The organism is Nonomuraea muscovyensis (assembly GCF_014207745.1).
Taxonomy (GTDB): Bacteria; Actinomycetota; Actinomycetes; order Streptosporangiales; family Streptosporangiaceae; genus Nonomuraea; species Nonomuraea muscovyensis.
In genome coordinates, this window is sequence record NZ_JACHJB010000003.1 from 1,011,828 (window position 1) to 1,037,952 (window position 26,125).

The 26,125-nt window shown below is 73.9% G+C and carries 21 protein-coding genes; 9 read left to right on the forward strand and 12 right to left on the reverse strand.

Annotation, left to right across the window (positions count from 1 at the left end; genetic code table 11):
• Window positions 1-33 precede the first annotated feature (33 nt).
• Window positions 34-1,221: a PucR family transcriptional regulator gene (locus FHU36_RS36420; protein WP_185088583.1), complete on the forward strand. Its 1,188-nt coding sequence runs from the start codon at window positions 34-36 to the stop codon at window positions 1,219-1,221.
• Here FHU36_RS36420 and FHU36_RS36425 read toward each other — a convergent pair.
• Together FHU36_RS36425 and FHU36_RS36430 are read right to left on the reverse strand one after the other, a co-directional pair.
• Window positions 1,218-3,515, reverse strand: a complete 2,298-nt coding sequence (locus FHU36_RS36425; protein WP_185088584.1) for a transglycosylase domain-containing protein — start codon at window positions 3,513-3,515, stop codon at window positions 1,218-1,220. The two genes, FHU36_RS36420 and FHU36_RS36425, sit on opposite strands and share 4 nt — an antisense overlap.
• 443 nt (window positions 3,516-3,958) lie before the next feature.
• A complete protein-coding gene (locus FHU36_RS36430; protein ID WP_185088585.1) occupies window positions 3,959-5,314 on the reverse strand; it encodes a dipeptidase in 1,356 nt (451 codons plus the stop codon).
• A 233-nt stretch (window positions 5,315-5,547) separates the two neighbouring features.
• Between FHU36_RS36430 and FHU36_RS36435 the strand changes: the two genes are divergently transcribed.
• Both FHU36_RS36435 and ald read left to right on the forward strand, forming a co-directional pair.
• Window positions 5,548-6,930, forward strand: a complete 1,383-nt coding sequence (locus FHU36_RS36435) for an aspartate aminotransferase family protein (protein ID WP_185088586.1) — start codon at window positions 5,548-5,550, stop codon at window positions 6,928-6,930.
• A 32-nt stretch (window positions 6,931-6,962) separates the two neighbouring features.
• A complete protein-coding gene (ald, locus tag FHU36_RS36440; protein WP_185088587.1) occupies window positions 6,963-8,078 on the forward strand; it encodes an alanine dehydrogenase in 1,116 nt (371 codons plus the stop codon).
• A 129-nt stretch (window positions 8,079-8,207) separates the two neighbouring features.
• Here the strand turns inward: ald and FHU36_RS36445 are convergent, their stop codons facing one another.
• The 5 genes from FHU36_RS36445 to FHU36_RS36465 all read right to left on the reverse strand — a co-directional run bounded on the left by FHU36_RS36445 (window position 8,208) and on the right by FHU36_RS36465 (window position 13,712).
• Window positions 8,208-9,599: a tetratricopeptide repeat protein gene (locus tag FHU36_RS36445; protein ID WP_185088588.1), complete on the reverse strand. Its 1,392-nt coding sequence runs from the start codon at window positions 9,597-9,599 to the stop codon at window positions 8,208-8,210.
• Between the two features lie 52 nt (window positions 9,600-9,651).
• Window positions 9,652-10,686 (reverse strand): sulfite exporter TauE/SafE family protein, encoded by a 1,035-nt coding sequence (locus tag FHU36_RS36450; protein ID WP_185088589.1) that lies wholly within the window; start codon window positions 10,684-10,686, stop codon window positions 9,652-9,654.
• 185 nt (window positions 10,687-10,871) lie between these two features.
• Window positions 10,872-11,618, reverse strand: coding sequence for a class I SAM-dependent methyltransferase (locus FHU36_RS36455; protein WP_185088590.1), 747 nt, complete (start codon window positions 11,616-11,618; stop codon window positions 10,872-10,874).
• 337 nt (window positions 11,619-11,955) lie between these two features.
• Window positions 11,956-12,603, reverse strand: coding sequence for a response regulator (locus tag FHU36_RS36460; RefSeq protein WP_185088591.1), 648 nt, complete (start codon window positions 12,601-12,603; stop codon window positions 11,956-11,958).
• Entirely contained in the window at window positions 12,600-13,712 is a 1,113-nt protein-coding gene (locus tag FHU36_RS36465; protein WP_185088592.1) for a sensor histidine kinase, read from the reverse strand. Before FHU36_RS36465 ends, FHU36_RS36460 begins: the two co-directional genes overlap by 4 nt.
• A gap of 95 nt (window positions 13,713-13,807) precedes the next feature.
• Here FHU36_RS36465 and ggt point away from each other — a divergent pair, with 95 nt between their 5' ends.
• The gene (gene ggt, locus FHU36_RS36470) at window positions 13,808-15,547 is read left to right on the forward strand and encodes a gamma-glutamyltransferase (protein ID WP_185088593.1); all 1,740 of its coding nucleotides are present in this window, start codon (window positions 13,808-13,810) and stop codon (window positions 15,545-15,547) included.
• A 4-nt stretch (window positions 15,548-15,551) separates the two neighbouring features.
• Here the strand turns inward: ggt and FHU36_RS36475 are convergent, their stop codons facing one another.
• Window positions 15,552-16,364, reverse strand: coding sequence for a flavin-containing monooxygenase (locus FHU36_RS36475; protein WP_246503056.1), 813 nt, complete (start codon window positions 16,362-16,364; stop codon window positions 15,552-15,554).
• A 128-nt stretch (window positions 16,365-16,492) separates the two neighbouring features.
• The gene (locus tag FHU36_RS36480; protein ID WP_185088594.1) at window positions 16,493-16,660 is read right to left on the reverse strand and encodes a hypothetical protein; all 168 of its coding nucleotides are present in this window, start codon (window positions 16,658-16,660) and stop codon (window positions 16,493-16,495) included.
• A 103-nt stretch (window positions 16,661-16,763) separates the two neighbouring features.
• Here FHU36_RS36480 and FHU36_RS36485 point away from each other — a divergent pair, with 103 nt between their 5' ends.
• Together FHU36_RS36485 and FHU36_RS36490 are read left to right on the forward strand one after the other, a co-directional pair.
• Window positions 16,764-17,543, forward strand: a complete 780-nt coding sequence (locus tag FHU36_RS36485) for an SURF1 family protein (RefSeq protein ID WP_185088595.1) — start codon at window positions 16,764-16,766, stop codon at window positions 17,541-17,543.
• A gap of 4 nt (window positions 17,544-17,547) precedes the next feature.
• A complete protein-coding gene (locus FHU36_RS36490) occupies window positions 17,548-17,859 on the forward strand; it encodes a DUF3817 domain-containing protein (RefSeq protein ID WP_185088963.1) in 312 nt (103 codons plus the stop codon).
• A 55-nt stretch (window positions 17,860-17,914) separates the two neighbouring features.
• Here the strand turns inward: FHU36_RS36490 and FHU36_RS36495 are convergent, their stop codons facing one another.
• The 3 genes from FHU36_RS36495 to FHU36_RS36505 all read right to left on the reverse strand — a co-directional run bounded on the left by FHU36_RS36495 (window position 17,915) and on the right by FHU36_RS36505 (window position 20,375).
• A complete protein-coding gene (locus FHU36_RS36495) occupies window positions 17,915-18,109 on the reverse strand; it encodes a tail-anchor membrane protein (protein ID WP_185088596.1) in 195 nt (64 codons plus the stop codon).
• A 117-nt stretch (window positions 18,110-18,226) separates the two neighbouring features.
• Window positions 18,227-19,453, reverse strand: coding sequence for a serine/threonine-protein kinase (locus FHU36_RS46000; protein ID WP_185088597.1), 1,227 nt, complete (start codon window positions 19,451-19,453; stop codon window positions 18,227-18,229).
• A 43-nt stretch (window positions 19,454-19,496) separates the two neighbouring features.
• The gene (locus FHU36_RS36505; RefSeq protein WP_185088598.1) at window positions 19,497-20,375 is read right to left on the reverse strand and encodes an arylamine N-acetyltransferase family protein; all 879 of its coding nucleotides are present in this window, start codon (window positions 20,373-20,375) and stop codon (window positions 19,497-19,499) included.
• 73 nt (window positions 20,376-20,448) lie between these two features.
• Here FHU36_RS36505 and FHU36_RS36510 point away from each other — a divergent pair, with 73 nt between their 5' ends.
• From FHU36_RS36510 to FHU36_RS36520, 3 genes are all read left to right on the forward strand, one after another.
• Window positions 20,449-21,132, forward strand: a complete 684-nt coding sequence (locus FHU36_RS36510; protein WP_185088599.1) for a response regulator transcription factor — start codon at window positions 20,449-20,451, stop codon at window positions 21,130-21,132.
• A complete protein-coding gene (locus FHU36_RS36515) occupies window positions 21,129-24,512 on the forward strand; it encodes a DUF4153 domain-containing protein (protein ID WP_185088600.1) in 3,384 nt (1,127 codons plus the stop codon). The genes FHU36_RS36510 and FHU36_RS36515 overlap by 4 nt, the downstream gene beginning before the upstream one ends.
• Window positions 24,513-24,581: 69 nt before the next feature.
• Window positions 24,582-26,114 carry an N-acyl-D-amino-acid deacylase family protein gene (locus tag FHU36_RS36520; protein WP_185088601.1) on the forward strand — a complete coding sequence of 511 codons (1,533 nt, stop codon included), beginning with the start codon at window positions 24,582-24,584 and terminating at the stop codon, window positions 26,112-26,114.
• Window positions 26,115-26,125: the final 11 nt, after the last annotated feature.

The following is a 26,125-nucleotide window of genomic DNA, read 5'->3' on the forward strand; positions in this document are numbered from 1 at the left end:
ACGAAGGCCGCGGGAACGTGCCAGCCTGGAACCATGGCAGGTCACGGGCAAGGAGAGGTCTCGCGCGACATCGCCGAGCAGGACATCGGCGAGCTGGACATCGCCGGGGTGGCGGCACGGGCCGGCGCCGACGCCGGAGGCGTGCGGGCCGAGTGGGTGCCCGCGTACCTCGCCCTGCTCGTTGAGGTCAGCCTGACCGGGCGGGGCCCCGACGCGGCGGCCCTGGCCCGGGTGCGCGCGAGCGGCGAGGCGGCGGCCCGCGACGGCCTGCCCCTGCGCGCCGTCATCGACGTGCACCTCAGCGCCACCTGGCTGGCCTGGCCCGACCTGCCCGGCATCGCCCGCGCCCGGCAGGTCTCCCAACTGCGGTCCGTCGGCCAGGCCGTCTTCAAGGCCGCCGACCGGTCCGCCCTCGCCTTGGTGGAGGGGTACGAGACGGCCCAGCGCCTGGTGATCCGCCGCGAGGAGGCGCTGCGACGGGAGTTCATCGACGACCTGCTCCACGGCCGGCTCACCGCGGGCACCCTCGCAGAACGGGCCGAGCGCTTCGGGCTGCGCCCCACCGGAGGGCACGTGGTGTGCGTGGCGGAGGGCGGGCAGCCCTTCTACGACGGCGGGCCCGTCGCGCGGCACGTGGAGGGCGCCCTGCTGTCCCGGTTCGGGGTGCGTGACCTGCTCGTCGCCACCAAGGAGGGGCTGCTCGTCTGCGTCGCCGCAGACCACGCCGAGGGCGTGGCCCAGGCGTTCGTCACCCACACCGAGGAACTGGCGGGCGAGGACCCGTCGCTGCGGATCGGCGTCGGCCGCGCCCACCAGGGCCCGGCCGGCATCGTGCGCTCGTACGAGGAGGCGCGCGGTGTGGTGACGTTCGCCCGCCGCCTGGAGCTCCCGGAACGGGTGCTGCACGCCTCCGAACTGCTGGTGCTCCAGGTGCTCCTGCGGGACAACGCGGCGATCACCGAGCTGGTGGAGTCGGTGCTCGGCCCGCTGCGTGACCAGCGCGGGGGGCCCGGCGTGCTGGTGGACACGCTGTTCGCGTACTTCGCCTGCGGCGGGGTGTCCACCGAGGCGGCCCGGCGGCTGCACGTCGGCGTCCGCACGGTGACCTACCGGCTGCACCGGGTCCGCACCCTGACCGGCTACGACCTGAACCATCCGATCCAGCGCCACGCGGTCGAGACGGCCACCCTCGGCGCCCGCCTGCTCGGCTGGCCGGGCTAGTCCTCCCGCGCGGCCGGGCCCGCCTGCGGCGACGTGCCCGGCGCCCCACCCTGCAGCCCACCCTGCTGCCCGTCCTGCTGCCCGTCCTGCGGCTCGCCCTGGAGGCCGCCGTCGAGCTGGTCGTCGAGCTGGAGCTGGTCCTGCAGGCCCTCGGGCTCCTCGGCGAGCGGCTCGTCCGGCTCCTCCCGGACGGGCGCGCAACTCTCGCCGCACCCGCCGAACCTGGACGTGTTGACCGGGACGAAGTCCTTCGCCGGCGTGCCCCGCAGCGCCGCCGTCATGGTGTCCTTCCAGATCGGCCCCGGCAGCGAGGCGCCCGCGACCGCGCCGAAGTACTGGCCGCCGATGGTGACGCCGCTGAGCTTGTAGCGCTGCGAGCCGCGCGGGTCGCCGATGCTGACCGCACCCGCCAGGTCCGGCGTGAACCCGGCGAACCAGGCCGTCGCGTAGCCGTCCGTGGTGCCGGTCTTGCCCGCCGCCGGGCGCCCGATCCCGCCCACCGACCGCATCGTCCCGTCGGTGAACACCCCGGTCAGCACCTCGGCGGTGGCGTCGGCCACCTCGGCGTCCAGCGCCTGCCTGCACGACGGCTCGAAGGCGGCCGTCTTGCCCGTGGCGGTGTCGGTGACCTTGGTGATGGCCATGGGCGCGCAGTACCTCCCGCGCGCCGCGATGGCGGCGTAGGCGTTGGCCACGGTCACCGGGTCCATCTCGTTGATGCCGAGGGTGAACGTCTCGTACTCCTGCAGCGTCTTGCCGTCGGCGCGCCTGATGCCCAGTGACTTGGCGGTCTCCACCGTCTCGCACAGGCCGACCCGCTGCTCCAGCGCCATGAAGAAGGTGTTCACCGATCCCCAGGTGCCGGTTCTGAGCGTCTTGAACCCGGGCGTGCCCTCGTCGTTGGTGACCGTCCACGACGGGATGCCCATGTTCTGGCCCGCGCAGTTCTTGAACGAGGACGTGCTCGGGGCGGTGTAGCCGTTGCCCACGCTGATGCCGTCGTCGAGCTTCATGCCCTGTTTCAGGGCGGTGATCAGGGTGAACGTCTTGAACGTCGAACCCGCCTGGAAGCCGACGAGCCCGCCGTGCGTGCTGTCGGCGACCGGGTTGTAGGAGATCTCCTTCCGGCGCGCCGAGTCGCCGAACGTCCGGCTGGCCGCCATCGCCTTGATCATCCCGGTGCCCGGCTGCACCAACGCCTCGGCGGCCACCGCGTTGTCCGAGGCGAACACCCGCCTCTTGATGGCCTGGTCCGCCGCCGCCTGCATCTTCGTGTCGAGCGTGGTGTAGATCTTCAGCCCGCCCTGGGTGAAGCGCTGCCGCCTGATCTGCTGCGTCTTGCCGAACGCCGGGTTGGCCAGCAGCTCGTACCGGACGTACTCGCAGAAGTAGGCGTAGCGGCTGGCCTGGCAGCCGTTCGGCTGCGGGACGCCCTTGTAGCCGAGCTTGGCCGCCTTGGCCTCGGCCGCCTGTTCAGGCGTGATCCGGCCGAGCTGCGCCATCCGGTCGAGCACCACGTTGCGCCGCTCAAGCAGCAGCTCGCGCGCCTTCCTGCCGCGGCCCGGGTCGGTCCTGTTGGGGTCCTGCACCGCGCCGGCCAGCGTGGCGGCCTGCGCCAGGTTCAGCTTGGCGGCCGGGATGCCGAAGAACCGCCTCGCCGCCGCCTCCACCCCGTTCGCGCCGTCGCCGAAGTACACGATGTTGAGGTACTTCTCCAGGATCTCGTCCTTGGTGTACTTCTGCTCGACGGCCATGGCGTGGCGCAGCTCGTTCAGCTTGCGGGCGTAGCTGGCCTCCAGCGCCTTGCTCCTGCCCTCGTCCGTGGTCGCCGAGTTCAGCAGCACCTGCTTGACGTACTGCTGGGTGATGCTGGAACCGCCCTGGCTGACGTCGCCCGAGCTGAGGTTCTTGGCCAGCGCCCGGATCGTTCCCTCGATGTCGATCGCGCCGTGCTGGTAGAAGCGGTCGTCCTCGATGGCGACGATCGCCGTCCGCATCACCTCGGACACCTGGGCCAGCGGCACGACCTTGCGGTATTGGTCGTAGAACTGGGCGATCTGCCTGCCCCGCGCGTCGTACACCGTCGACGCCTGCGTCAGCGACGGCTCCTTGAGCTCCATCGGCTTGATGTTGAGCTCTTCGGCGGCCGACACGAACACCGCCCCGCCGCCGCCCACGGCGGGCAGCGCGAGCGCCGCCACCACCACTCCGGCGGCGGCCGCCGCACCGGCGAGGCGCGTGACACCCGCCCACCTGGATGCGGGCAGGGAACGACGAGGGTCCGAGTCGGGCATGGCGGTCATGACAGCACAACCGGCATGGCACTGTCCAAGACGCTACGGGGCGTGTGCCGATATCAGAACGGATATCGCGCGTGCTGGCGGCTGCCGGAGGCCATGCGGGCGAGCAGGTCGCGTCCGGGGTCCCCGCGCGGGCGGCGGCGAGCTCGTCCCGCAGCAGCCGGCGCAGCTCCTCCAGCCGTGCCAGGTGCCGGGCACACGCGACCTGGCCTCGGCACGCGCGTGCGGCCGGAGACAGGAGAAACGGAAGCGGAGGCTAGATCAGCGGAGGGCCGCGGGAACCCGCGGCCCGGTGCGCGAACTGCTGGGGACGGCGTATCCCGTCCGTGTCGGGGTCGTGGGGCGACCGGCCGCGGCACCTGGGCGGCGACGGACCACCGGGCGCCGCGCAGCGCCGCCCCGCGGGGGAGCCGATCCCCGCGGGGCGAGGGCCGGCGTCAGACGCCGAGGGCCGAGGGGCGGCTCAGCTCCTGCAGGAAGAGCGCCTCAGCGGTGGCGGTGCGGCGCAGCTCGTCCAGGTCGACGCGCTCGTTCGGGGCGTGGATGGCGGCGTCCTCGTCCTCGGCGCCGAACAGCAGGATCTCCGCCGCCGGGAACTGCTTGAGCAGGGTGTTGACCAGCGGGATCGAGCCGCCGGCGCCGACGTCGCGGGGCGGGCGGCCGAAGGCGCGCTCCATGGCCCGGTTGAGCGCCGAGCGGGCCTTGCCGCCCGAATCGGCCTGGAAGCCGGAGCCCACCGTGAAGTCGCCGAACGACACCTGAACGCCCCACGGCGTCACCTGCCGCAGGAACTCGACCACGGCGTTGACCGTCGTCTTCGGGTCGCCGGCCGGGGGGACCCGGACCGTGACACGGGCGCGGGTCGCCGGCTGCACGGCGTTGATGGCCCCGGAGACCGTGGGCACGTCCAGGCCGGTCACCGTGATCGCGTACGACGACCACAGGCGATCGGCCAGCGAGCCGGAGCCCACCAGCGACACCCCGTCCAGCACCCCGGCCGTCTTCCTGAACTCCTCCTCCGCCGGCCCCTGGCCCAGGAACGTTCCGCGCGGCAGGCCGGGCACGCGGATGTCGCCGTTGTCGTCGTGCAGGGAGGTCAGCATGCGCATCAGCGCGGCGAGGGCGTCGGGGGCGGCCCCGCCGAACGAGCCGCTGTGCACGGGCTCGCGCAGCGTGCGGACCTCGATGGTGAACGCGGCCATGCCGCGCAGCGAGGTGGTCACGGCGGGGTCGCCGATGCGCGGGTTGCCGGTGTCGGCCACCACGATGGCGTCGGCCCGCAGCAGCTCGGGGTTGCGCTCGACGAACGCCTCCAGCCGCTCGCCGGCGTACTCCTCCTGGCCCTCGATGATGACCTTGACGCCGACGGGCAGCCGGCCCTGGAAGGCCCGCAGCGCGGTGATGTGGGAGATGATGCCCGACTTGTCGTCGGCGGTGCCCCGGCCGAAGAGCTGGCCGTCGATCAGCGTGGGCTCGAACGGGGGAGTGCGCCAGGCGGCGGGGTCGCCGGCGGGCTGCACGTCGTAGTGGGCGTAGAGCAGCACGGTGGGTGCGCCGGGTGGGGCGGGCGTCTCGCCGTACACGGCGGGGAAACTGCCCTCGACGGGCACCTGCTGGACGCGCGCCAGCCCCGTGCTGCGCAGCAGGTCCTCGACCATGGCCGCGGCGGCGTAGACGGGCTCCTCCGGGTGGCCGGGAAAGGCCACGGAGGGAATGGCGGCCAGCCGCCGCAGTTCCTCGACGGCCTGCGGCATCGCCGCGGCGACGGCGCTCTCGATCTGGTCAGGAGTCACGGGTCGGTCCCCCGGGTCGTTCTCGGTAGTTAGCGTCTCATTGGATCACAGACGTTCCCGCAAGGTGGGAAAGCAATATGACCCTCGCGCAAACCTACCTGCGGATTTCGTAGCCGTTACATAGCGCTTCTGCGGATCTCGGATTTCTTGCAGAGTGTTGCGACGTATTCCCTTGGCAAACCTGAGGGGCAACGTGCAGACTGAGGGAAGGCCAGACACGAGGGACGATAGCCATGACGCAGCCGGACACCGACATTCTCAAGGCCGCGCACGACCATCTGTGGTTGCACTTCACCAGGCACAGCTCCTACCAGCAGTCCGAGATCCCGACCATCGTCCGCGGTGAGGGGTCCTACATCTACGACATCCACGGCAAGCGCTACCTCGACGGACTGGCGGGCCTGTTCGTGGTGCAGGCGGGCCACGGCCGCGCCGAGCTGGCCGAGGCCGCCGCCAAGCAGGCCCAGGAGCTGGCTTTCTTCCCGCTGTGGTCCTACGCGCACCCGAAGGCCGCCGAGCTGGCCGAACGGCTCGCAAGGCTCGCGCCGGGCGACCTCAACCGGGTCTTCTTCACCACCGGCGGCGGCGAGGCGGTCGAGTCCGCCTGGAAGCTGGCCAAGCAGTACTTCAAGCTCACCGGCAAGCCGCTCAAGCACAAGGTCGTCAGCCGCCACATCGCCTACCACGGCACCCCGCAGGGCGCCCTGTCGATCACCGGCATCCCGGCGTTCAAGCAGATGTTCGAGCCGCTCGTGCCCGGCTCCATCCGCGTGCCCAACACCAACCACTACCGCGCCGACGAGATCACCGGCGTCAAGGGCATGACGCCCGAGGAGTACGGCATCTGGGCGGCCGACCGGGTGGCCCGCGCCATCGAGATGGAGGGCCCGGAGACGGTGGCCGCCGTCTTCGCCGAGCCGGTGCAGAACGCCGGCGGCTGCTTCCCGCCGCCCGCCGGCTACTGGCGGCGGCTGCGCGAGATCTGCGACGAGTACGACGTGCTGCTCGTCTCCGACGAGGTCATCTGCGCCTTCGGCCGCCTCGGCACGATGTTCGGCGGCGAGAAGTACGACTACGTCCCCGACATCATCACCTGCGCCAAGGGTCTGACCAGCGGCTACTCACCCATCGGCGCCATGATCGCGCACGAGCGGCTGTTCGAGCCGTTCAAGAGCGGCGAGGAGATGTTCGCCCACGGCTACACCTTCGGCGGCCACCCCGTCTCCGCCGCCGTGGCGCTGGCCAACCTCGACATCTTCGAGCGCGAGGACCTGCTCGGCCACGTCACCAAGAACGAGCCGCTCTTCCAGGCCACCCTCGACGGCCTGCGCGAGCTGCCCATCGTCGGCGACGTGCGCGGCGCCGGCTACTTCTGGGGCATCGAGCTGGTCAAGGACAGGACCACCAAGGAGACGTTCACCGCCGAGGAGTCGGAGCGGCTGCTGCGCGGCTTCCTGTCCAAGGCGCTGTTCGACGCGGGGCTCTACTGCCGCGCCGACGACCGTGGTGACCCCGTCATCCAGTTGGCGCCGCCGCTGGTCGCGGGTCCCCAGGAGATCGAGGAGATCGGCTCGATTCTCCGCACCGTGCTCACCGAAGCGTGGGCTCGCCTGTAACACCCCCACCGGTAGCTGAAAGGACCCAAGCGATGAAGATCGGCGTGCCTGCCGAGGTCAAGAACCACGAATACCGCGTGGCCGCCACACCGGCGGGTGTGCACGAGCTGGTGCGCCACGGCCACGACGTCATCGTCCAGCGAGGTGCGGGCCTCGGCTCGCACATCACGGACGAGGAGTACCTCTCGGCGGGCGCGAAGATCCTCGACGGCGCCGACGCCGTGTGGGGCGAGGCCGACATGGTGCTCAAGGTGAAGGAGCCGATCGCCGAGGAGTACCACCGCCTGCGCGACGGGCTCGTCCTGTTCACCTACCTGCACCTGGCGGCCTCCCGCCCGTGCACCGAGGCGCTGCTCACCGCCAGGACCACGGGCATCGCCTACGAGACAGTCCAGGTGGGCAACGCGCTGCCGCTGCTCGCGCCCATGTCGGAGGTGGCCGGCCGGCTGGCGCCCCAGGTCGGGGCGTACAACCTGATGCGGTTCAACGGCGGGCGCGGCGTCCTGCCGGGCGGCGTGCCCGGCGTGGCGCCGGCCAAGGTGGTCGTCATCGGCGGCGGTGTGTCCGGCCTCAACGCCGCGCAGATCGCCGTCGGCATGGGCGCCGACGTGACCGTCCTCGACACGAACGTCGACCGCCTGCGCTTCATCGACGCCGTCTACCAGGGCCGGCTCAAGACGCTGGTGTCCACCTCGTACGCGATCGAGCGGGAGGTCCTCCAGGCCGACCTCGTCATCGGCGCGGTCCTGATCCCGGGCGCCAAGGCCCCGACGCTGGTCTCCAACGAGCTGGTCTCGCGGATGAAGCCGGGCTCGGTGCTCGTCGACATCGCCATCGACCAGGGCGGCTGCTTCGAGGACTCGCGCCCGACCACGCACGCCGACCCCACCTACACGGTGCACGGCTCGGTCTTCTACTGCGTGGCGAACATGCCGGGCTCGGTGGCCAACACCTCCACCTACGCGCTGACGAACGCCACGCTGCCGTACGCGGTCAAGCTGGCCGACCTGGGCTGGCGCGACGCGCTGAAGGCCGACGCCGGGCTGGCGGGCGGCCTCAACACGCACGACGGGCTGCTCACCAACGTGCCGGTCGCGCAGGCGCTGGGCCTGCCGGTCACGCCGGTGGCCGACGTCCTCGCCGCCTGACCCGCGGCCGCCTCCCCGGGGCACGGCCGCGCCGTGCCCCCAGGATGGGGTTCGAGGTCACCACGGACCTGCCGTACGGCGCCGACCGCTGGATCGAGGTGGAGCCGCCCGGCGGCGGCGCCCGCGCCGCTAGCGGACGCCGAGGCGTCTGCGCAGGTCGCGGGCGGTGGCCAGGACGTGGTCGATCTCGCCGGGGCTGGGCCACGGCGAGTTGCCCGGCCTGACCAGCGTGCCCCGCACCGAGGCGAGGTACTCGACGGCGCTCGCGTGCAGGCCGCTGCGCTCCACCAGCCAGCCGACGACGTCGGCGTGGTCGTGCAGCGGCCTGGTCACCAGGTCCCAGGTGCCGAGCAGCTCCGTCAGCTCGGGCACGGCCAGTGCGACGCCGCCCCGGCGGCCGGTCGCGGCGGCGGCCAGCTCGGCCCGCGCGGCCAGTTCGGGCTCGGCGGCCCGGTCCCAGCCGGGCGGCGGCGGGTCAGTGAGCCACCGCTGGGCCTCGGCGAGCTCCCCGGCCGCGCTGAGCAGGCCGCCGAGCTCGACGGCCGCCCGGTGGTGACCGGCCAGCGCCGCGAGCCGGAACCAGTGCCGGCCCCTCGCCAGGTCGCCGTACTCGGCGATGAGCAGCAGCCCGAAGTGGAACATCGCCTCCGGGTCGCCGCTGGCCGCCGCCCTGCCGAACCAGTGGCTGGCGCCCGTCGCGTTGCCCAGCTCCACGCAGACGAACCCGGCCATCCGCTGGTCGTCCAGCCGTCCCGCGCCCGCCGCCCGCTCGAACCAGGCGCGGGCGGTGCGCAGGTCGGCGTGGGCGAGCGCGATGCCGCCGAGCTGCGAGGCGGCGCCGGGATGCTCGCTCCTGGCGGCCAGCCGGAAGTACGCCTCGGCGCCCTCCGGGTCGCGGCCCGCCTGCAGCAGCAGGCCGAGGTGGTAGGCGGCCTCGACGTGGCCGCCGCGGGTGGCGCACTCCCACCACCGCACGGCCTCCTCCTCCTCGCCCGCCGAGTACGCCAGGAAGCCCAGGTCGTGGGCCGAGGAGGTGTCGCCGTCAGCGGCCGCCCGGCGGTGCCACTCGCGCGCCAGCGGGGTCTCGCCCGCGTCCTCGCACATCAGCGCCAGCCTGCGGGCCGCCACCCGGGACCCGGCGCGGGCGGCGCTCTCGAACCAGCCCCTCGCGGTGTCCGGGTCGCCGCGCTGCTCCAGCAGCAGGGTGGCCAGGTTGACCGCCGCCTCCGTGTCGCCGGTGCCCGCCGCCCGCTCGTACCAGGAGACGGCCTCCTCCAGGGTGCCGTGCTTCTCGTGCCAGATGCCCAGGTTGAAGGCGCTGTCGACGTTGCCGGCCGATGCCGCCCGCTCCCACCAGTGCCTGGCCCCCGCGCGGTCGCCCCGCTGCGCGCACAACCGGCCGAGCCGGTGCGCCGCCTGCGGGTCACCGGCCTGCGCGGCCGCCAGCAGCTCGGGTTCGTCGCCGACCCGGGGCGCCGGAACGGTCGCCGCCGCCACCTCACCACCTTGCCACCACGCCATGCGCACAGGGTGACATGTAAACACGTGGATGCGGAGCGTAATCGCCGAGAGGCTAGGAGAAGTTGAGGAAGCCGGTGTACATGCCCATGCCGCAGACGTACCTGAGGGTGCCGGGGCGTTGCGCGGGCAGCCGGACGGTGGCGGGCAGGGCGACGTCACGCCCGGCGATGGTGACCGTTCCGGTGCACCCCTGCTCCGCCGGCCTGAAGACGATCTCGACGGGCACGCCCGCGGGCAGCTTCGCGTAGCCGGGCCGGTAGCCGTCGCGCATCGCCCAGATCGTGACGGTGGGCGGGCGGGCGGCGGTGTCCCGGCCGGTGACGGCGGCGGCCGGTGGGGTGGGGCGGGGCAGCCAGCCGCCCAGGTTGAGCCCGGTGCCGACGGTCCACAGCCCGGCCGCGAGCGCGGCCACGCCCGTCAGCCGGGCGACGCGGGTCCGCGACAGGCGCCGCAGCACGTACCCCAGCAGGGCGAACGCCGGCGAGCTGCCGACGACGAACCCCGCCAGCACCGCCGCTCCACCGGCCGCCGACCGGCTGGTGACGGCGATCATCTCCATGCTCAGCGTCACGCCGCACGGCACGAGCACGGTGGCCGCCCCCAGCAGCGGCGGGCTGGTGAGCCGCGCCCCGAGCCGCGCCACCGCTCCGCGCTCCGGCGCGCACCCCCCGTCCGCACACCGCGCCTCCGCGCGGTTCGTGCCCGTGCGGCTGGTGTCCGTGCGGTTCGTGCCTGTGCGGCCGGCGTCCGTGTGGCTGGTGTCCGGGCGGCTGGTGTCCGTGCGGCGCAGCAGCCGGACGGCGAACGCCACGACGAGAACCCCCGCCGCCAGGAGCAGCACCGCCCGGGTCGTGGGTCCCAGCGTGACCGCCTCGCCGGCCAGCCCGAGCAGCGCCCCCACCGCCGAGTACGCGGCCAGCCGCCCGGCCAGGAACCAGCCGACCGCCCACCGCGGCCCACCCCGCTCACGCCCCCGGGCCAGGCCCGCGAGCAGCCCGCCCTGCACCGCCGTGCACGAGGCGCTGCCCGCCACGAACCCCGCCGCCAGGCCGGTGGCCAGCAGGGCGGCGACCTCCTGCGCGCTCAACGAGCGGGTCCCGGCCGGCCGTGACGGCATCCGTCACGGCCTCGTCGCGCGTCGCGCCGCATCCTCGACCCCCGCTCCGGGCGAACCTCTCTAGGGACGTTCTCATGCCGAAACGTAAGGGGACCGGCCGGATGCGACCAGTAACAGTGTCTTCACCCCGCGGTGCCGTTCATGTCGCGGACGTCTCAGGCCCGCGCCTCGATGAGGAACCTGCTGGAGTGGGCGACGAACGGCCCCTCGGCCTCGATGAGCTCGTGCAGGTCGCGCAGCCGCGCCCGGTGGCGGTCGACCGTGAAGCCCGGCACGATCCAGATCACCTTGCGCAGGAAGTAGATCACCGCGCCGACGTCGTGGAACTCCATCCGCAGTTGCTCGGCCCGCAGGTCCACCACGGTGAGCCCGGCCGCCTCTGCCGCGTCCCGGGCCCGCTCCGGGTCGCGCCCGGAGCCGTCGAGCGGGCCCAGGAAGAACTCGGCCAGCTCGAACACACTGCGCGGGCCCACCTGCTGGGAGAAGTAGGCGCCGCCCGGCCGCAGCACGCGGGCGATCTCCGCCCACCACGTCTCCACCGGGTGGCGGCTGGCCACCAGGTCGAAGGACCCCGTGCGGAACGGCAGGCGCGGCTCCTCGTCGTCGGCCACGACCGCCGCCCCGCGCTCCCGCAGCCGGGCGGCGGCCAGCCTGAGGTTGGGCGGCCACGACTCGGTGGCGACCGTCACCGGCGCCAGCCTCGGCAGGCCGGCCAGGATCTCCCCGCCGCCGGTCTGGATGTCGAGGGCGGCCGTGGCGCCGGCCATCCGGTCGCCGAGCAGTCGCGCGTAGCCCCACGACGGGCGCCGCTCGCTCGCGCGGCCGTCGAGCCATGAGAAGTCCCACCCGTCGACGGGCGCGTCCTGCGCCTCCGCCACCAGTTCCTCGAACGAACGCCCCATCCCGGCAGCCTGTCAGCCTTCTCCGCCGCCGATCAACCGATTTCGCCGGCGCCCGCCGAGGGGCAGGCGCGCAGGGCGGGTGGCCGGCGTGATCCCGTCATGCCCGCCCGGCCCCGCGCATGTCGTCGTCGACGAGGTGAACACGTCCCGCAGCCGCGGCCGTGCGCAGATCGGGAGAGAATCCCGTGTGGGACCTGGCCGTGGGTGATGAAGGCGCCGTCCCGCATGATGTTCAGGTGGTAGGTGAGGGCCTTGGCGTCCATGCCCACGAGGCCGCCGATCTGTGCCGGCGTGGACGCGCCGGCCGCGAATGCCTGCCAGATCGCGTGGTAGATCGTCAGTGCCAGCCGGGGCGGACGAGGCCGGACTCGTAGGCGAAGACGACGAGCTGGGCGCGGTCGCGGGCGTGGAGCTTGGCCATGGTGCGGCTCACGTGAGTCTTGGCCGTGGCCGGTGACATGAAGAGCCGGGCGGCGATCTCGTCGTTGGTCAGGCCCGTGCCCACCAGGGTCAGGACCTCGCGCTCGCGGTCGGTGAGCTGCGCCAGGCGGCCCGCCTCCTGGGGTTCCTTGGCGCGGGAGGCGTACTCGGCGATGAGGCGGCGGGTCACGCTCGGGGACAGCAGCGCCTCGCCCGCCGCCACCACGCGGACCGCCTGGATGAGCTCGGCCGGCTCGGTGTCCTTGACGAGGAAGCCGCTGGCGCCGCCGCGCAGCGCCTCGAAGACGTACTCGTCGAGCTCGAACGTGGTCAGGATGATGACGCGCGGCCCGTCGGGCATCTGCCGGGTCGCGGTGAGGCCGTCGGTGCCGGGCATGCGGATGTCCATCAACACCACGTGGGGCTCCAGCTTGCGGGACAGGCGGACCGCCTCGGCGCCGTCGCCCGCCTCGGCGACCACGGTCATGTCGGGCTGGGCGTCGAGCAGGGCGCGAAAGCCGGCGCGGACCAGGGCCTGGTCGTCGGCCAGCAGGAGGTTGATCATGTGGTCTCCTCGGGGAGGGGGAGCCGGGCCGACACCCGGAAGCCGGTGCCCGAGGGCCCGGCGACCAGCGTGCCGCCCAGGGCGGAGGCGCGTTCGCGCATGCCGGGGATGCCGTTGCCGCCGCCCTGCTCGGCCAGGACGGCCGGCGTCGTCGGCCCGGTGTCGGTGACCTCGACGGCCAGCTCGCGCGAGCCGTACCCGAGCCGGACGCGCACCTGGGCGCCGGGGGCGTGGCGGGCGGCGTTGGTGAGCGACTCCTGGACGATGCGGTAGGCGGCCCGCTCCACCTGCGGGGACAGCGGGCGGGGGGTCTCGCGTTCCAGCGTCACGTCGAGCCCGGAGCGTTCGGCCAGCTCGTCGAGGCGGTCGAGGCCGGCCGTGGGGGAGCGGGGGGCGCCGTCGCGCAGGACGTTCAGGACCGAGCGCATCTCGCCGAGCACGTCCTTGGAGGCGGCCTTGATGGTGGCGAGCGCGGTGCGGGCCTGCTCGGGGTTGTCGTCGATGAGGTGCAGCGCGGTCGAGGCCTGGACGTGGATGAGCGAGATGTTGTGCGCGAGGACGTCGTGCAGCTCCCGGGCCATGGTCAGCCGTTCCTCGCTGGCCTGGCGCCGCATCTCCTCCTCGGCCGCGCGCTGCTGCTGCGCGCGCCGCTCGCGGACGATCGAGGCCAGCTCCGCCACCACCATGACGAGCAGGATGAACGCGGTGATGGCCAGGTCGTGGAAGATGCCCGCGGGCGCCGCGCCGTCGCCCACGGCGCCATAGGCGAGGAACACCGCCCAGGTGACCGCCGCCATGACCCACGCCGCCCGCCGCCGCCCGCCCAGGACCAGGGTGGTCAGCACGATGATCGGGGCCAGGTAGACGGGTCCCAGGGGGTAGTCCAGCCACGTGTACACGTAGGTCACCAGCAGGGCAACAGCCGATGAAATAACGGGATATTTCCGGCGGAACACCAGCGCGGCCGGCCCCGCCGTCAGCAGCCCGAACGCCAGCGGGTCCAACTGCTCCCGGTTCGTCTGCCCGTACTGCGCCCCCATGGACAGCACGATCTGCGCCACGGCGACACTCACCGCCAGAACCGGGTCGTAGCCGGACTTCACACGCACGCGGCCCACGTTAGGGCACCCGTTCGGTCCGCGCGTCACCCCGGTGTCGCAGGGGGCCCTACCGCAACGGGCGTACCTGAGTAAGGGTGGAGACCATGCGCCGTGTGCTCGTTCCCGCAGCAGTCCTCGTCACGCTGACCTCCACCCTCACGCCCGCGGCGGCCGACAGCAGTCGGTGGGCGCCGCAGAAGGTCCCCGTCGCCGAGGGGTACGGCGGCGCCGTCGCCACGGTCGACCTCGACGCCAGCAAGGCCGCCATCGCCGTGCTCAGGAGGGGCGGCAACGCCGTCGACGCCGCCGTCGCCGCCGGAGCCGTGCTCGGGGTCACCGAGCCGTACTCGGCCGGTCTGGCGGGCGGCGGCTTCATCGTCTACTACGACGCCCGCGACCGTGAGGTCCACACCATCGACGGCCGCGAGACGGCGCCGAAGGCCATGACGGCGACCTCGCTGGAGGGCGTCCCGTTCGAGGAGGGCGTCACCAGCGGCCTGTCGGCCGGCGTGCCCGGCGCGGTCGCGCAGTGGGACCTGGCCCTGCGCAGGTTCGGCACGATCTCGCTGCGACAGGCCCTGCAGCCCGCCATCGAGGTGGCGGCCAAGGGGTTCGTGGTCGACCAGACGTTCGTGGACCAGACCCGGCAGAACGAGGCCAGGTTCAAGGACTTCACCTCCACCGCCAAGCTCTACCTGCCGGGCGGCGCGCCGCCCGCCGTCGGCTCCGTCTTCAAGAACCCCGAGCTGGCCGCCACCTACCGGGAGCTGGCCAGGCGCGGACCCGGCTGGTTGTACGGCGGGCAGCTCGGCAAGGAGATCGTCGCCACGGTCAAACGGCCGCCGGTGACGCCGGGCGCGACCCGCGAGGTCAGGCCGGGCCTGATGGAGCTGTCCGACCTGCGCGCCTACCGGGCGCTGCGGCGCGAGCCGACCCGCGTCGACTACCAGGGGCTGCGGGTGTACGGCATGGCGCCCCCGTCCTCCGGCGGCTCGACCGTGGGCGAGGCGCTCAACATCCTCGGCGCGCTGCCCCAGGCCGGCCTGCACGAATACCTGGAGGCGTCCCGCCTGGCCTTCGCCGACCGCAACAAGTACGTCGCCGACGTGCCCGGCGTGCCGCTGAAGGAGTTGCTGTCCGACGGCTTCGCCAAGGAGCGCGCCTGCCTCATCGGCGAACGGGCCATGGCGCACCCGGCCGCGCCCGGCGACCCCGACGGCGGCTACCGGCCGTGCGAGCGCCCGACCGGCACGTCCACGCCCACCGTCGCCGAGGGGCCGGAGACCACGCACCTGGTCGTGGCCGACCGGTGGGGCAACGTCGTCGCCTACAACCTGACGATCGAGTCGACCGGCGGCAACGGCATCGTGGTGCCCGGACGCGGGTTCCTGCTGAACAACGAGCTGACCGACTTCACGTTCGGCCCGGCTCCGGGCGACCCCAACCTGCCCGGCCCCGGCAAGCGGCCGCGTTCGTCCATGGCGCCGACGATCGTCTTCGACGACGGCCGCCCGGTGCTCGCCGTCGGCTCGCCCGGCGGTTCGACGATCATCACGACCGTGCTGCAGATCCTGATGAACCGCTACGAGTGGGGCATGAGCCTGCCCGAGGCGCTGGCCGCGCCGCGCGCCTCCCAGCGCAACAGCGCCCAGACGCAGGCCGAGCAGGCCTTCCTCGACGCCCACCGGAGCGAGCTGGAGGCGCGCGGGCACACCTTCGCGGTGACGCCGGAGATCGGGGCGGCCACCGCGCTGGAGTTCCTCAGCCGGACCAGGGTCCAGGCCGTGGCCGAGCCCACCCGGCGCGGCGGCGGCAGCGCGATGGTGGTCAGGCCCGGCGGGTGACGGGTCAGAACAGGAGCTCGTAGGCGGCGGGCTTCACCTTGCGGGTGCGCGCCCAGTACTCGAAGGTGAAGCCCGGCCAGATCGTCCGGTTGACGCCGTGCTCGTCCAGATACCAGGAGGAGCAGCCGCCCGCGTTCCACACCAGCGGGTCGAGCCGGGCCCGCAGCCTCCGGTTGAACGCCCGCTGGCGCTCCGTCCGGACGTCCAGGGCCTTGGCGCCGGTCCGGGAGAGCAGCCGCAGACAGTCCAGGACGTAGCGCACCTGCGACTCGATCATGAAGACGACCGAGTTGTGGCCGAGCCCGGTGTTCGGGCCGAGCAGGAGGAACAGGTTGGGGAAGCCGGCGACGGTGACGCCGTAGTACGCCTCGATGCCGTGCCGCCAGGCGTCCTGGAGCCGTAGCCCGTTCCGGCCGGTGATCCGCCGGTCGCGCGGCGCGTCGGTGACCCTGAAGCCGGTGCCGAACACGATCACGTCGGCCGGATGCTCGGCGCCGGAGGCGTCCACCAGCCCGTGCGGCCCGATCTCCTTGACGGGGTCGGTGACGAGGGTGACGTTGTCGCGGGTCAGCGCGGGATAGTAGTCGCTGGAGATGAGCAGGCGCTTGCAGCCGATCGTGTAGTCGGGGGTGAGCCTGCGCCGCAGCTCCGGGTCGGGCACCTGGGCCGCCAGGTGGCGGAGTGCGACCTTCTCGTGCGCCCGCATCAGGCGCGGGTCCACGGTGAAGCCCAGCGCCCTGCTCTCCAGCAGCCAGTAGACGCCGTGGCGCAGCGCACGGCATCCGGCTCCGACGATGACGATGCCCGGTGCCGCCACTGGTCCTCCCGAATCGGACTCTCTGGCGAATCTAGTCCGGCCGGTCCGCGACGGTCCAGCGCCTCCTGATCCCGGGCACGCCAAAGGCGCCGAGAGCCTCGACCGTCGGCGCTGTCAGGAAACGGGCGTCAGCGGAGGACGAGGAAGGCGGCGACGCCGATGACCACGATGGCGGCGACGACCGCGATGATCGGGATGAGGGGCGACTTCTTGGGCGTCGGCTCCTGCTCGGCCCCCTGCGCGAACGCACGGAACGCCTGGGTGTTGCCCGCCGGGTCGATGTGCTGCTCAGACATGAGGAGCAGCCTAGCGGGATCGCCTGCGACATTTGCGCCTTTTACCGCGATCCGCAGGCGGGCTGATTAGGGGACCGGTCAGGTCGCCGGATAACTTTGAACCATGATGAGGACCCTGCTCTCGCCCCGCATGCTGGGGCTGCATCTGCTGACGATCGGGGTCGTCATCGCGTTCATCCTGCTCGGCCGCTGGCAGCTCGGCGTCTTCCAGGACTCCGGCAAACCGCAGGCGACGTCCGATCCGGCCCCCGTCGCGGTCACCACGCTCGCCCCCGTCGGCGGGCGGATGGACGGCGGGGCGGTCGGGCGCCAGGTCACCGCCGAGGGCGTCTACGACGCGCAGCGCCAGCTCCTCGTCGCCGACCGGGTGCCCGACGTCGACGAGCCGGGCGGCAACGTCGCCCGCGACAAGGGCTACTGGGTGCTCACGCCGCTCCGGCTCGACGACGGCACGCTGATGCCGGTCGTACGGGGCTGGGTGGCCGACGCCGGCGACCCGGCCGCGGTCGTGCCCGAGGGCAGGGTCGGGGTGTCCGGGCGGCTGCGCCCGCAGCAGGGCACCGACAGCGTGCAGCGGCGCGCCGAGGGGTTGCCCGAGGGCCAGGTGCAGACCGTGTCCACGGGCGAGCTGGTCAACCTGTGGAGCGGCGAGAAGGTCCGCACCGGCTTCCTGGTGGCCCAGCCGCCCTCGGGCGGGCTCACGCAGGTGAAGGTCTCACCGCCGGTGGTCGGCGGCACGCTGACCTGGCGTAACCTGGCCTATGCCGCCAACTGGTGGATCTTCGCCGGGTTCGCCGTGTTCATGTGGTTCCACTTCGTGCGCGACGGTGTGCGCGGGGATCGGGACCGTCGCAATTCTCCTGAGATGGTGCTGGAAGGTTAAATCGGTGGAATCGGCTCTCAAACCCTTCCGGGTGCTCGCCTACATCGTCGGCGTGATGTTGCTCGTGCTCTGCGTGGCGATGGTGCTCAGGTACGGCTTCGGCAACCCGGGCCTGTCGAAGGTCACCGCACCCATCCACGGCTTCTTCTACATGGTCTATCTGGTCGCGGTGATGAACCTCGGCATGAAGGGCCGCTGGAGCTGGCAGTACATGCTGGGCATCATGCTCGGCGGCACGGTGCCGTTCCTGTCGTTCTTCGTGGAGCACCGGGTGACCCAGAAGGTGCGCGCGCAACTGGCGACGGCGGGCGCCTGAGGCACCCGCCGCACCGCAGCGCCCGGCCGCGCCGCCCGGCCGGGCCGCGCAGGGCTCAGCGGCCGATGCCGCGCTTGCGCGCCCTCTTGAGCCGCGCCCGCTGCGACGGGTCCAGCATCAGGTAGCCGACCACCGGGGCCCCGACCACGCCGAGGATGACCAGCAAGGTGATCCATCCGGCCCCGAAGAAGATCAAGGACAGCAGCACCGCGGCGCCCGCGCCGATGGCGTACTTCTGGACTGGCGACATCCTCTTCCTCCAACGCGGAGCGCACGCCCCGCCTCTCCCACATTCTGCGTCGCCGGTCCAACGAGTGGGAGCACCCTCGTGGTTCCGCATCGCGATGTATCGCAACTCGGGGGCCGATCAGGCGGAGCCGGCGACCGCGAGTAGGTCCTCCCGGAGCGCGCCGGGCTCGCCGCGCAGGGCGGGGTCGCCGGACAGCAGCCGGAACAGGACGGGAGCCAGCGCCCCGGCCCTGGTGAGCGGCGCCCCCGGAGCGGGCGGGTGGCCCTCCACGGCGGCGAACAACGTCGCCCCGAGCGCCCACAGGTCGGCGGCCGGGCTCGGCACCCCCTCGGGCGCCCGGAAGGCCGGCGCGGCCGGGCCCGCCACCCGCGCCGGCACCAGCCACGCCGCCGCCCGCCACGGGACCACCTGGCCGGCGGGCGGCCCGCCCGGAACGGATGCGCCTGACGTCGGCCCGGCCGGAACGGATGCGCCTGATGTCGGCCCGGCCGGAACGGGGGCGCCTGACGTCTGCCCGGCCGGTGCCGGTCCGCCGGACGGGGGGATGTCAGGGGTGAGGACGCTGGCCGGGTGGACGGCGCCGTGATGCTCGCCGCGGGCGTGCGACGCGGCCAGCCGGTCGAGGACGGCCAGGCCGACGGCGGCCGCCCGCGCCGGGGACAGCGGCCCCCACGCGGCGATCACCTGCTCCAGGGAACGCTCCACGGCGAGCCGATCCAGCGTCTCGGCCAGCATCTCGACCGGCGGTGGCCCCAGCGGGTCGAGCATGGCCCGGATCAGCGCCCGCAGCGGATCGGTGCCCGCGGCGGGCACGGAGCCCGGCGGCCGGCCCTCGACGGCGAAGTGCAGGGTGGCCGCCAGCGACCACAGGTCGGCCGATGGCCGCAGACCCGCCTGCGGCAGCCCGAACCCCGTCAGCAGCGCCCGCCCCGTCGTGGCCAGCAGCACGTTGCCCGGGTTGACCCGTCCGTGCACGAGACCGGCGGCGTGCGCTGTCAGCACGGCGGCCAGCACGCCCACGCCCACCCTGGCCGCCTGCAGGGCCGGCAGCGGCCCGCGCGCCGCCACGGTCTGCTCCAGCGAGGCCCCCGAGACGAACTCCATCACCAGCCACGGCATGCCGCCCTCGGCCACCACGTCGAGGACCGGGACGACGCACGGATGCCGCAGCCCGGCCGCCAGCCGCGCGTCACGCGTCGCGGCGTCGCACAGCTCGGGCGGCAGGCGCAGCTCGCGCACCGCGACGTCCCGGTGTGCCACCTCGTCGAAGGCCAGCCGCACGGCGCCCCCGCCCAGGGGGTTCAGCAGCCGGTAACGTCCTGCGAGTTTCGTGGTGTCTCCCATCCCGAAGTGCACGATAGCGGCACGTCTCCGGCCGAAGCCATTGTCAGACCGGGGCGACGGCCGGGGCAGTGGCCGGGGCGGTGGCGAGCCACGCCTCGTGCGCGGCGTGCACCCGGCGGAAGAGCCCGTCCCGCGCATCGGCCGGGACGTCGTCGAGCGTCAGCCCGAACACGTCGGCCAGCGCCGCGTGGTAGTCGCGGGCCGTGTCCAGCGTCACCGAACGCCGCCCGTGTCCCACCCGCGTGAGCACCAGCCCGCGCAGCACGTCCACCCCGGAGGCGTCGCGCCGCTGCACGGTCGCCACCCGCACGAATCCCGACTCCGGCGACGTGGTGAGGTGCTCGTGCATGGCGGTGAACGCCGACATCCCCGTGGCCGCCGGCCCGAAGTCCATCCCGCGGAACGAGCCGCCCGGGTCGTGGTCCAGCCGCCACCCGCCGGGCGCCACCGACGACGGTCGCAGGCCGTACACGAAGGGCCCCTGCCGGTAGGTGCCCGCCACCAACGGGATCGGCTCGTGCGGCCCGTCGCCGAGCCCGAGGTCCACCAGCCACTCGCCGCCCGGGTTGCCGTCGTCAGGCAGGCCCCGCGCGGTCAGGACCAGGTGGTTCGCGGTGACGCCCGGCTCGCCGTCGTGGCCCTGCACGCCGCCCACGTGCCGCGTCACGTCGTAGCCGAGCGCCCTCGCCAGCAGGTGGAACGCGCCGTTCAGGTGGAAGCAGTAGCCGCCCCGCCCGGCCACGACGCGCCGCGCCGACGCGTGCGGCTCGACGGTCGTGGCGCGGCCGAGCCAGATGTCCAGCACCTCGTACGGCACCCGCTCGACGTGCGCGCGATGCAGCGCGCGCAGCCCCCGGGCCGACGGGGGCGCGTCCAGCAGGTCGGCGAGGCCGAGACGGTGGAGATACCGGGACGTGATCACGAGTCCAGTCTGCACCGGATGTGCACGGAATAGGGAGTGCCGTCTGCACGCGCCGCTTCTAGGCTTGCGGCCCGTGGCAGAACAACGGCGGGTCCTCCTGGTCGAGGACGACGAGACGATCGCGCGGGCCGTACGCGACCGGCTGGCGGCCGAGGGGTTCGATGTCCGGGTGGCCGGAGACGGCGAGACCGCCCTGGTGGAGCACCGCAGGGCAGAGCCCGACCTGGTCATCCTGGACCGGCTGCTGCCGGGGCTCGACGGGCTGGAGGTGTGCCGCCGGATGCAGGCGGCCAGGCCGGTGCCGGTCCTCATGCTCACCGCGCTGGGCGAGGAGACCGACGTGCTGGTGGGCCTGGGCGTGGGCGCCGACGACTATCTCGCCAAGCCGTTCAGCATGCGGGAGCTGGTGGCCAGGATCCACGCGCTGCTGCGCCGGGTCGAGCGGGCCGCCCAGCTTGCCGCCGAGGACACGGTGATCAGGGTCGGCGAGGTGGAGATCGACACGGCGGCCCGCCGGGTGTTCGTGCGGGGCGTCGAGGCGCAGCTCACCAGGACCGAGTTCGACCTGCTGCGCCGCCTCGCCGAGCGGCCGGGGCAGGTCTTCGAGCGCGACCGGCTGTTGTCGGACGTGTGGGGCTTCGCCGAGGCCGCCGCCACCAGGACCGTCGACAGCCACGTGCGGGCGCTGCGCCGCAAGCTCGGCTCCGACGTGGTGCGCACCGTGCACGGAGTCGGGTACGCCCTGGTCCGCCGGTGAGGCCGCTCGACTTCCTCGGCCGGATCAAGGTCAAGCTCGGCCTCGTCATCGTGCTGGCCGTCGCGACCGCGTTCGTGGTGAACGAGGCCGGCATCGCCGCCGGGCTGCCGCGCGAGATCCGCATCGCCGTGGCCGTGGCGCTGTCCCTGGTGATGGTGCAGGTGCTGGCCAGGGGGATGACCAAGCCGCTGCGTGAGATGGCCCGCGCGGCGCAGACCATCGCCAAGGGCCGCTACACGCTGCGCGTCCGCGCCACCTCCCGCGACGAGGTGGGGGAGCTGGCCCGGGCGTTCAACGCGATGGCCGCCGACCTCGGCGAGGTGGACCGGCAGCGGCGCGAGCTCGTCGCGAACGTCAGCCACGAACTGCGCACCCCCATCACCGGCCTGCGTGCCGTCCTGGAGAACGTCGTGGACGGCGTCTCCGCGCCCGATCCCGGCACCATGCGCACCGCCCTCGCCCAGGCCGACCGGCTGGGGCGGCTGGTGGCCCAGCTGCTCGACCTGTCACGGCTCGACTCGGGCGTCCGGCTGATCGAGCCGGAGGTGGTGGAACTGGCGCCGCTGGTCGAGCAGGCGCTGCGGGAGGCGGCGCTGGCGCGCGAGGACGTCCGGCTCGTCGCCCTCGGCGGTGGCGGCCTCGAGGTGCGCGCCGACCCTGACCTGCTGGCCCAGGTCCTGGCCAACCTCCTCGACAACGCCGTACGGCACAGCCCGCCGGGCGGTGTGGTCACCGTGGCCGCCGGACCGCGCGCCGACGGGGTCCGGATCACGGTCGCCGACCAGGGGCCGGGGATCCCGGCCTCGGCCCGGGCGCGCGTGTTCGAGCGGTTCTCGCGGCTGGACGCGGCGCGCGCGGCGGACGCGGGGGGCGCGGGGCTGGGGCTGGCCATCGTGAAGGAGATCGTCGAGCTGCACGGCGGCTCGATCCACATCGACGACTGCGCGGGCTGCCGCATGGTCGTGGACCTGCCCGGGAGGACGAGCATGCCTTCGGAACGAGAACGCCCGGTCGCGCCGGTCCCACCGGTCGTGGCGGGCGGCGGTTCGGCGAGGCCCGTCGTGACACCGCCGGTGGGAGGGGCCGCGGCCCTCGACCCGACGGTTGCCGGAACGGCGGGTGCCGAGGGGGAAGCGCCCACGACGGGACCGCTCAGGCCGGGCGCCTTGCCGGCGGAAGCCCCGTCGGCGGGCGCCCTCACGGCGGCGGCTCCGTCGGTGGGCACTCCGGCAACGGCGGCCCCGTCGGTGGGTACCCCGGCAACGGCGGCCCCGTCGGTGGACACTCCGGCAACGGGGACCCCGTCGGTGGGCACCTCGGCAGGAGGGACGTCTCTCCCGGTGGAGGGGGCGGTCCCGCAGAGCCTGCCGGCGGAGGCGCCGGCCGGGGACGCTGTGCCCGTGGGGGCGTCGGCAGCCGAGGTTTCCACTGCCGGGGTTTCCACTGCCGGGGTGCCGGCTGCGGAGGGCTGGGCGGCGGGGGCCGGGGGGAGCGGTGTCCGGCAGGCGGGTCCGCCCTTCCCCGCGGATCCGGGCGGACGGCTCGGCCGGATGGTGGCGGGGGCCGCCATCGGGCTGCTCCTCGGCTTCCTGGGCGGCATCTTCGTGGCGGTGTTCGTCAGCGTCATGGTGGGGGACGGGGCCGCGCTGCTCGCCCTGGTGCTGAGCACGGCGCTGCTCGGCGCCATCGGGCTCGCCCTGGGCGCGGGCTCCGGGCGCGGCGCGCAAGGCCCCAGGCCCTACCCGGCCCCCTACCCGCAGAGCCCGTACCAGCAGAGCCCGTACCAGCCTGGCCCGCACCAGCAGCACCCTCATCTCCCGGCCCCGCGCAGGGAGGACGGACGACGGCCCGACCCGCACCGGCCGGACCCCTACGCGACGCAGCCCGGCCAGGAGGGGCGGCAACCGCCGCCGCCCGCGTACGTGCCGCCGCCCCTCTTCCCGCAGCCCGACCTGCCCGAGACGCCGCGCTGGCTGCTGCCAGCCGCGGCCGGGGCGGGCGTGTTCGGCGCGGTGGCGCTGCCCGGCGCGCAGGCCGGGCTGGGCGTCGTGCTGGTGGCGATGGCGCTCGGCGCGGCGGCGCTGCCCGCGCTGCTGCGGCGGCTGACGCCGTGGACGATCACGTTCGGGCTGCTGGCGTACTGGCTGGTCTCGATGGCGGCCGTCCGGGACGCCGACTGGCTGGTCGGCCTGCTGCTGGCGGCCGGCGGCGCGCTGGCCGCGCTCGCCGTGTCGGGGGCCGGGAGCGGCTGGCTCGGCGTGATCAGGGGCGGCGTGTCGGTGCTGCTGGCCCTCGGGCCGGTGGCGTGGTTCCTGGGCCGGCCGCTCAAGCGGCTGACGGCCAGGCGGCGCGTCCTGCCGATGCTCGCCGGGCTGGGCATCACGGCCGTGCTGCTGCTGGTGTTCGGGCTGCTGTTCGCCTCGGCGGACGCGGTGTTCGCCGCCTACGCCGAGCGGCTGACCAGCGCGCCCGCCTGGGCGGAGTCGGCACCACTGCGGATCTTCCTGTTCGTGGCCGTGGCGGCGGTCCTCGCGGCGGTGGTGCTGGTGGCACTCAGGCCCGTCAACGAGCCGGAGGCCCCCGAGACCAAGGTCAGCCTGAGCGGCCCGGTCTGGAAGCTGCCGCTGACCGCCGTGAACCTGCTGTTCGGGGCGTTCGTCGCGGTGCAGATCACCGCGCTGTTCGGCGGTGACACGCTGGTGCTGCAGACGCGCGGGCTGACCTACGCCGAGTACGCCCGGCAGGGCTTCTTCCAGCTCGTCGTGGTCAGCGTGTTCGTGCTGGGCATCGTCGGGGTGGCCGGCGGGGTGCTGCGGACCGGCCGGCGCGACCGCTGGGTGCTGGCCGGGCTGCTGGGCCTGCTGTGCGCGTTGACCATGGTGGTGCTCGTCTCGGCGCTGCACCGGTTGCACCTCTACACCGCCGCCTACGGCCTGTCGCGGCTGCGCGTCTCCGTGGAGGCCACCGTGTGGTGGCTGGGCGCGGTGTTCCTCCTGGTGCTGCTGGCCGGAGCGGTCCGGCTGGCGGGGCGGTCGGCCGGCTGGCTGCCGCGCACCGTCGTGCTCGTCACGGCCCTCGGACTCGGCGCGTTCGCCGTGGTCAACCCCGACCTGCGGGTGGCCGAGACGCAGGTCGGCGTGCGCGGCGTGGCCAAGATCGACTCTGACTACCTGGGCGACCTGGGCGCCGAGGCCGTGCCCGCGCTGGACCGGCTGCCGGAGCCCCAGCGCAGTTGCGTGCTCGCCGCCGTGGTCGCCGCCAACGGCCTGGCCGGGCCCGACCCCTGGAACGGCTGGAACCTCGCCCGCTCCCGAGCCCGTGACCTGCTCGCCGAACGGCCCCTCGTCGCGTCGCCCACGTGCGCCCGGATCCGGAGCTGAGGCTCGGGTCCTGAACGGGTGCCGTGCGCGCACGACGTGAACGGGCGCTCGATCGGGTTTAATCCTTGGGTGGCATTCGACGTGATCATCAGCGGGGGCCGGCTGCTCGACGGCACCGGCGCCCCGCCGTACCGGGCCGACCTGGCGGTCAGCGGCGACCGCGTCGCGGCGGTGGGCCGGCTCGACGGCGCGCGGGCCGGCACCGTGATCGACGCGCGCGGCCGGCTGGTGGCGCCCGGGTTCGTCGACTGCCACGCGCACGGCGACGCGGCCGTGTTCGACCCGGCGGTGCAGCAGGCGGCGCTGCGGCAGGGCGTGACCACGTTCGTGCTCGGCCAGGACGGCCTGTCCTTCGCCCCCGGCTCGGCCGCCACCGTCGCCTACGCCGCCCGCTACTTCGCGGCCGTCAACGGCGCGCCCCCGATCGACGGGCCGCTGACCGTGGGCGCGCTGCTCGGCTGCTACGACCGGGCCGTCGCGGTCAACACCGCCTACCTGATCCCGCACGGCACGGTCCGCTACGACGTCATGGGCCCGTCCCCCGACGCCGCCGCGCCCGGCGACCTGGCCCGTATGCGCGCCCACGTCGAGCGCGGGCTGGCGGACGGCGCCGTGGGCCTGTCGAGCGGCCTGGAGTACCTGCCCGGTCGCTACGCCTCGGCCGAGGAGCTGGCCGCGCTCTGCGAGCCGCTCGGGGGTCTGCCGTACGTGACCCACATGCGTGCCTACGGCGCCGAGGCCGCGGTCGGCATGTCGGAGGTGACCGAGATCGGCCTCCGGTCCGGTGCCGCCGTCCACGTCTCCCACCTGCACGGGCCCGCGGGCGTGCTGCTGCCGCTGGTTGAGGAGGCGCTCGGCCGTGACGTCGACCTCACCTTCGACACCTACCCCTACCTGCGCGGCAGCACCATCCTGGCGATGGTCGTGCTTCCGCCCGACGTCCCCGGCGCCGAGCCCGAGCGGGCCCTGGAGATGCTCGCCTCGGACGAGCTCGACGCCTGGTGGCCCGGCCTGGAGCAGACCTGGCCGCGGCTGACGATCTCCCACGCGCCCGGCCTGGAATGGGCCGAAGGACTCGGCATGGTCGAGGCGGCCGGGCGGGCGGGCGTCACCCCGGCCGAGTTCTGCCGGCGCCTGCTCATCGAGACGCGCCTGGAGGCCGGCTGCGTGTCAGCCCGTCCCGACGAGGGGCCCGAGGGGGAGGAGTCCGTACGCCGGATGCTCCGCCACCCGGCCCAGACCGGCGGCTCCGACGGCATCTACGTGGGCGGCCACCCGCACCCCCGGGGGTTCGGGGCGTTCGCCCGGTTCCTCGGCCGGCACGTGCGCGAGCTGGGCGACTGGACGTGGGAGCAGGCGATCGTGCACCTGGCCGCGCACCCGGCGCGCCGCTTCGGGCTGGCCGACCGCGGGCTGCTGCGGCCGGGATTCGCGGCGGACGTCGTGGTGTTCGACCCGGTGACGGTGGCCGACCGGGCCACGTACGCCGTTCCGCGCGCCCTCGCGACCGGGGTGGACGACGTGCTGGTGTCGGGAACACGGGTACTGGCCGGTGGCGAGTCGACCGGGGCGACCCCGGGCCGGGCCCTCCGCCCTTCGTGATCGGGGTGAAA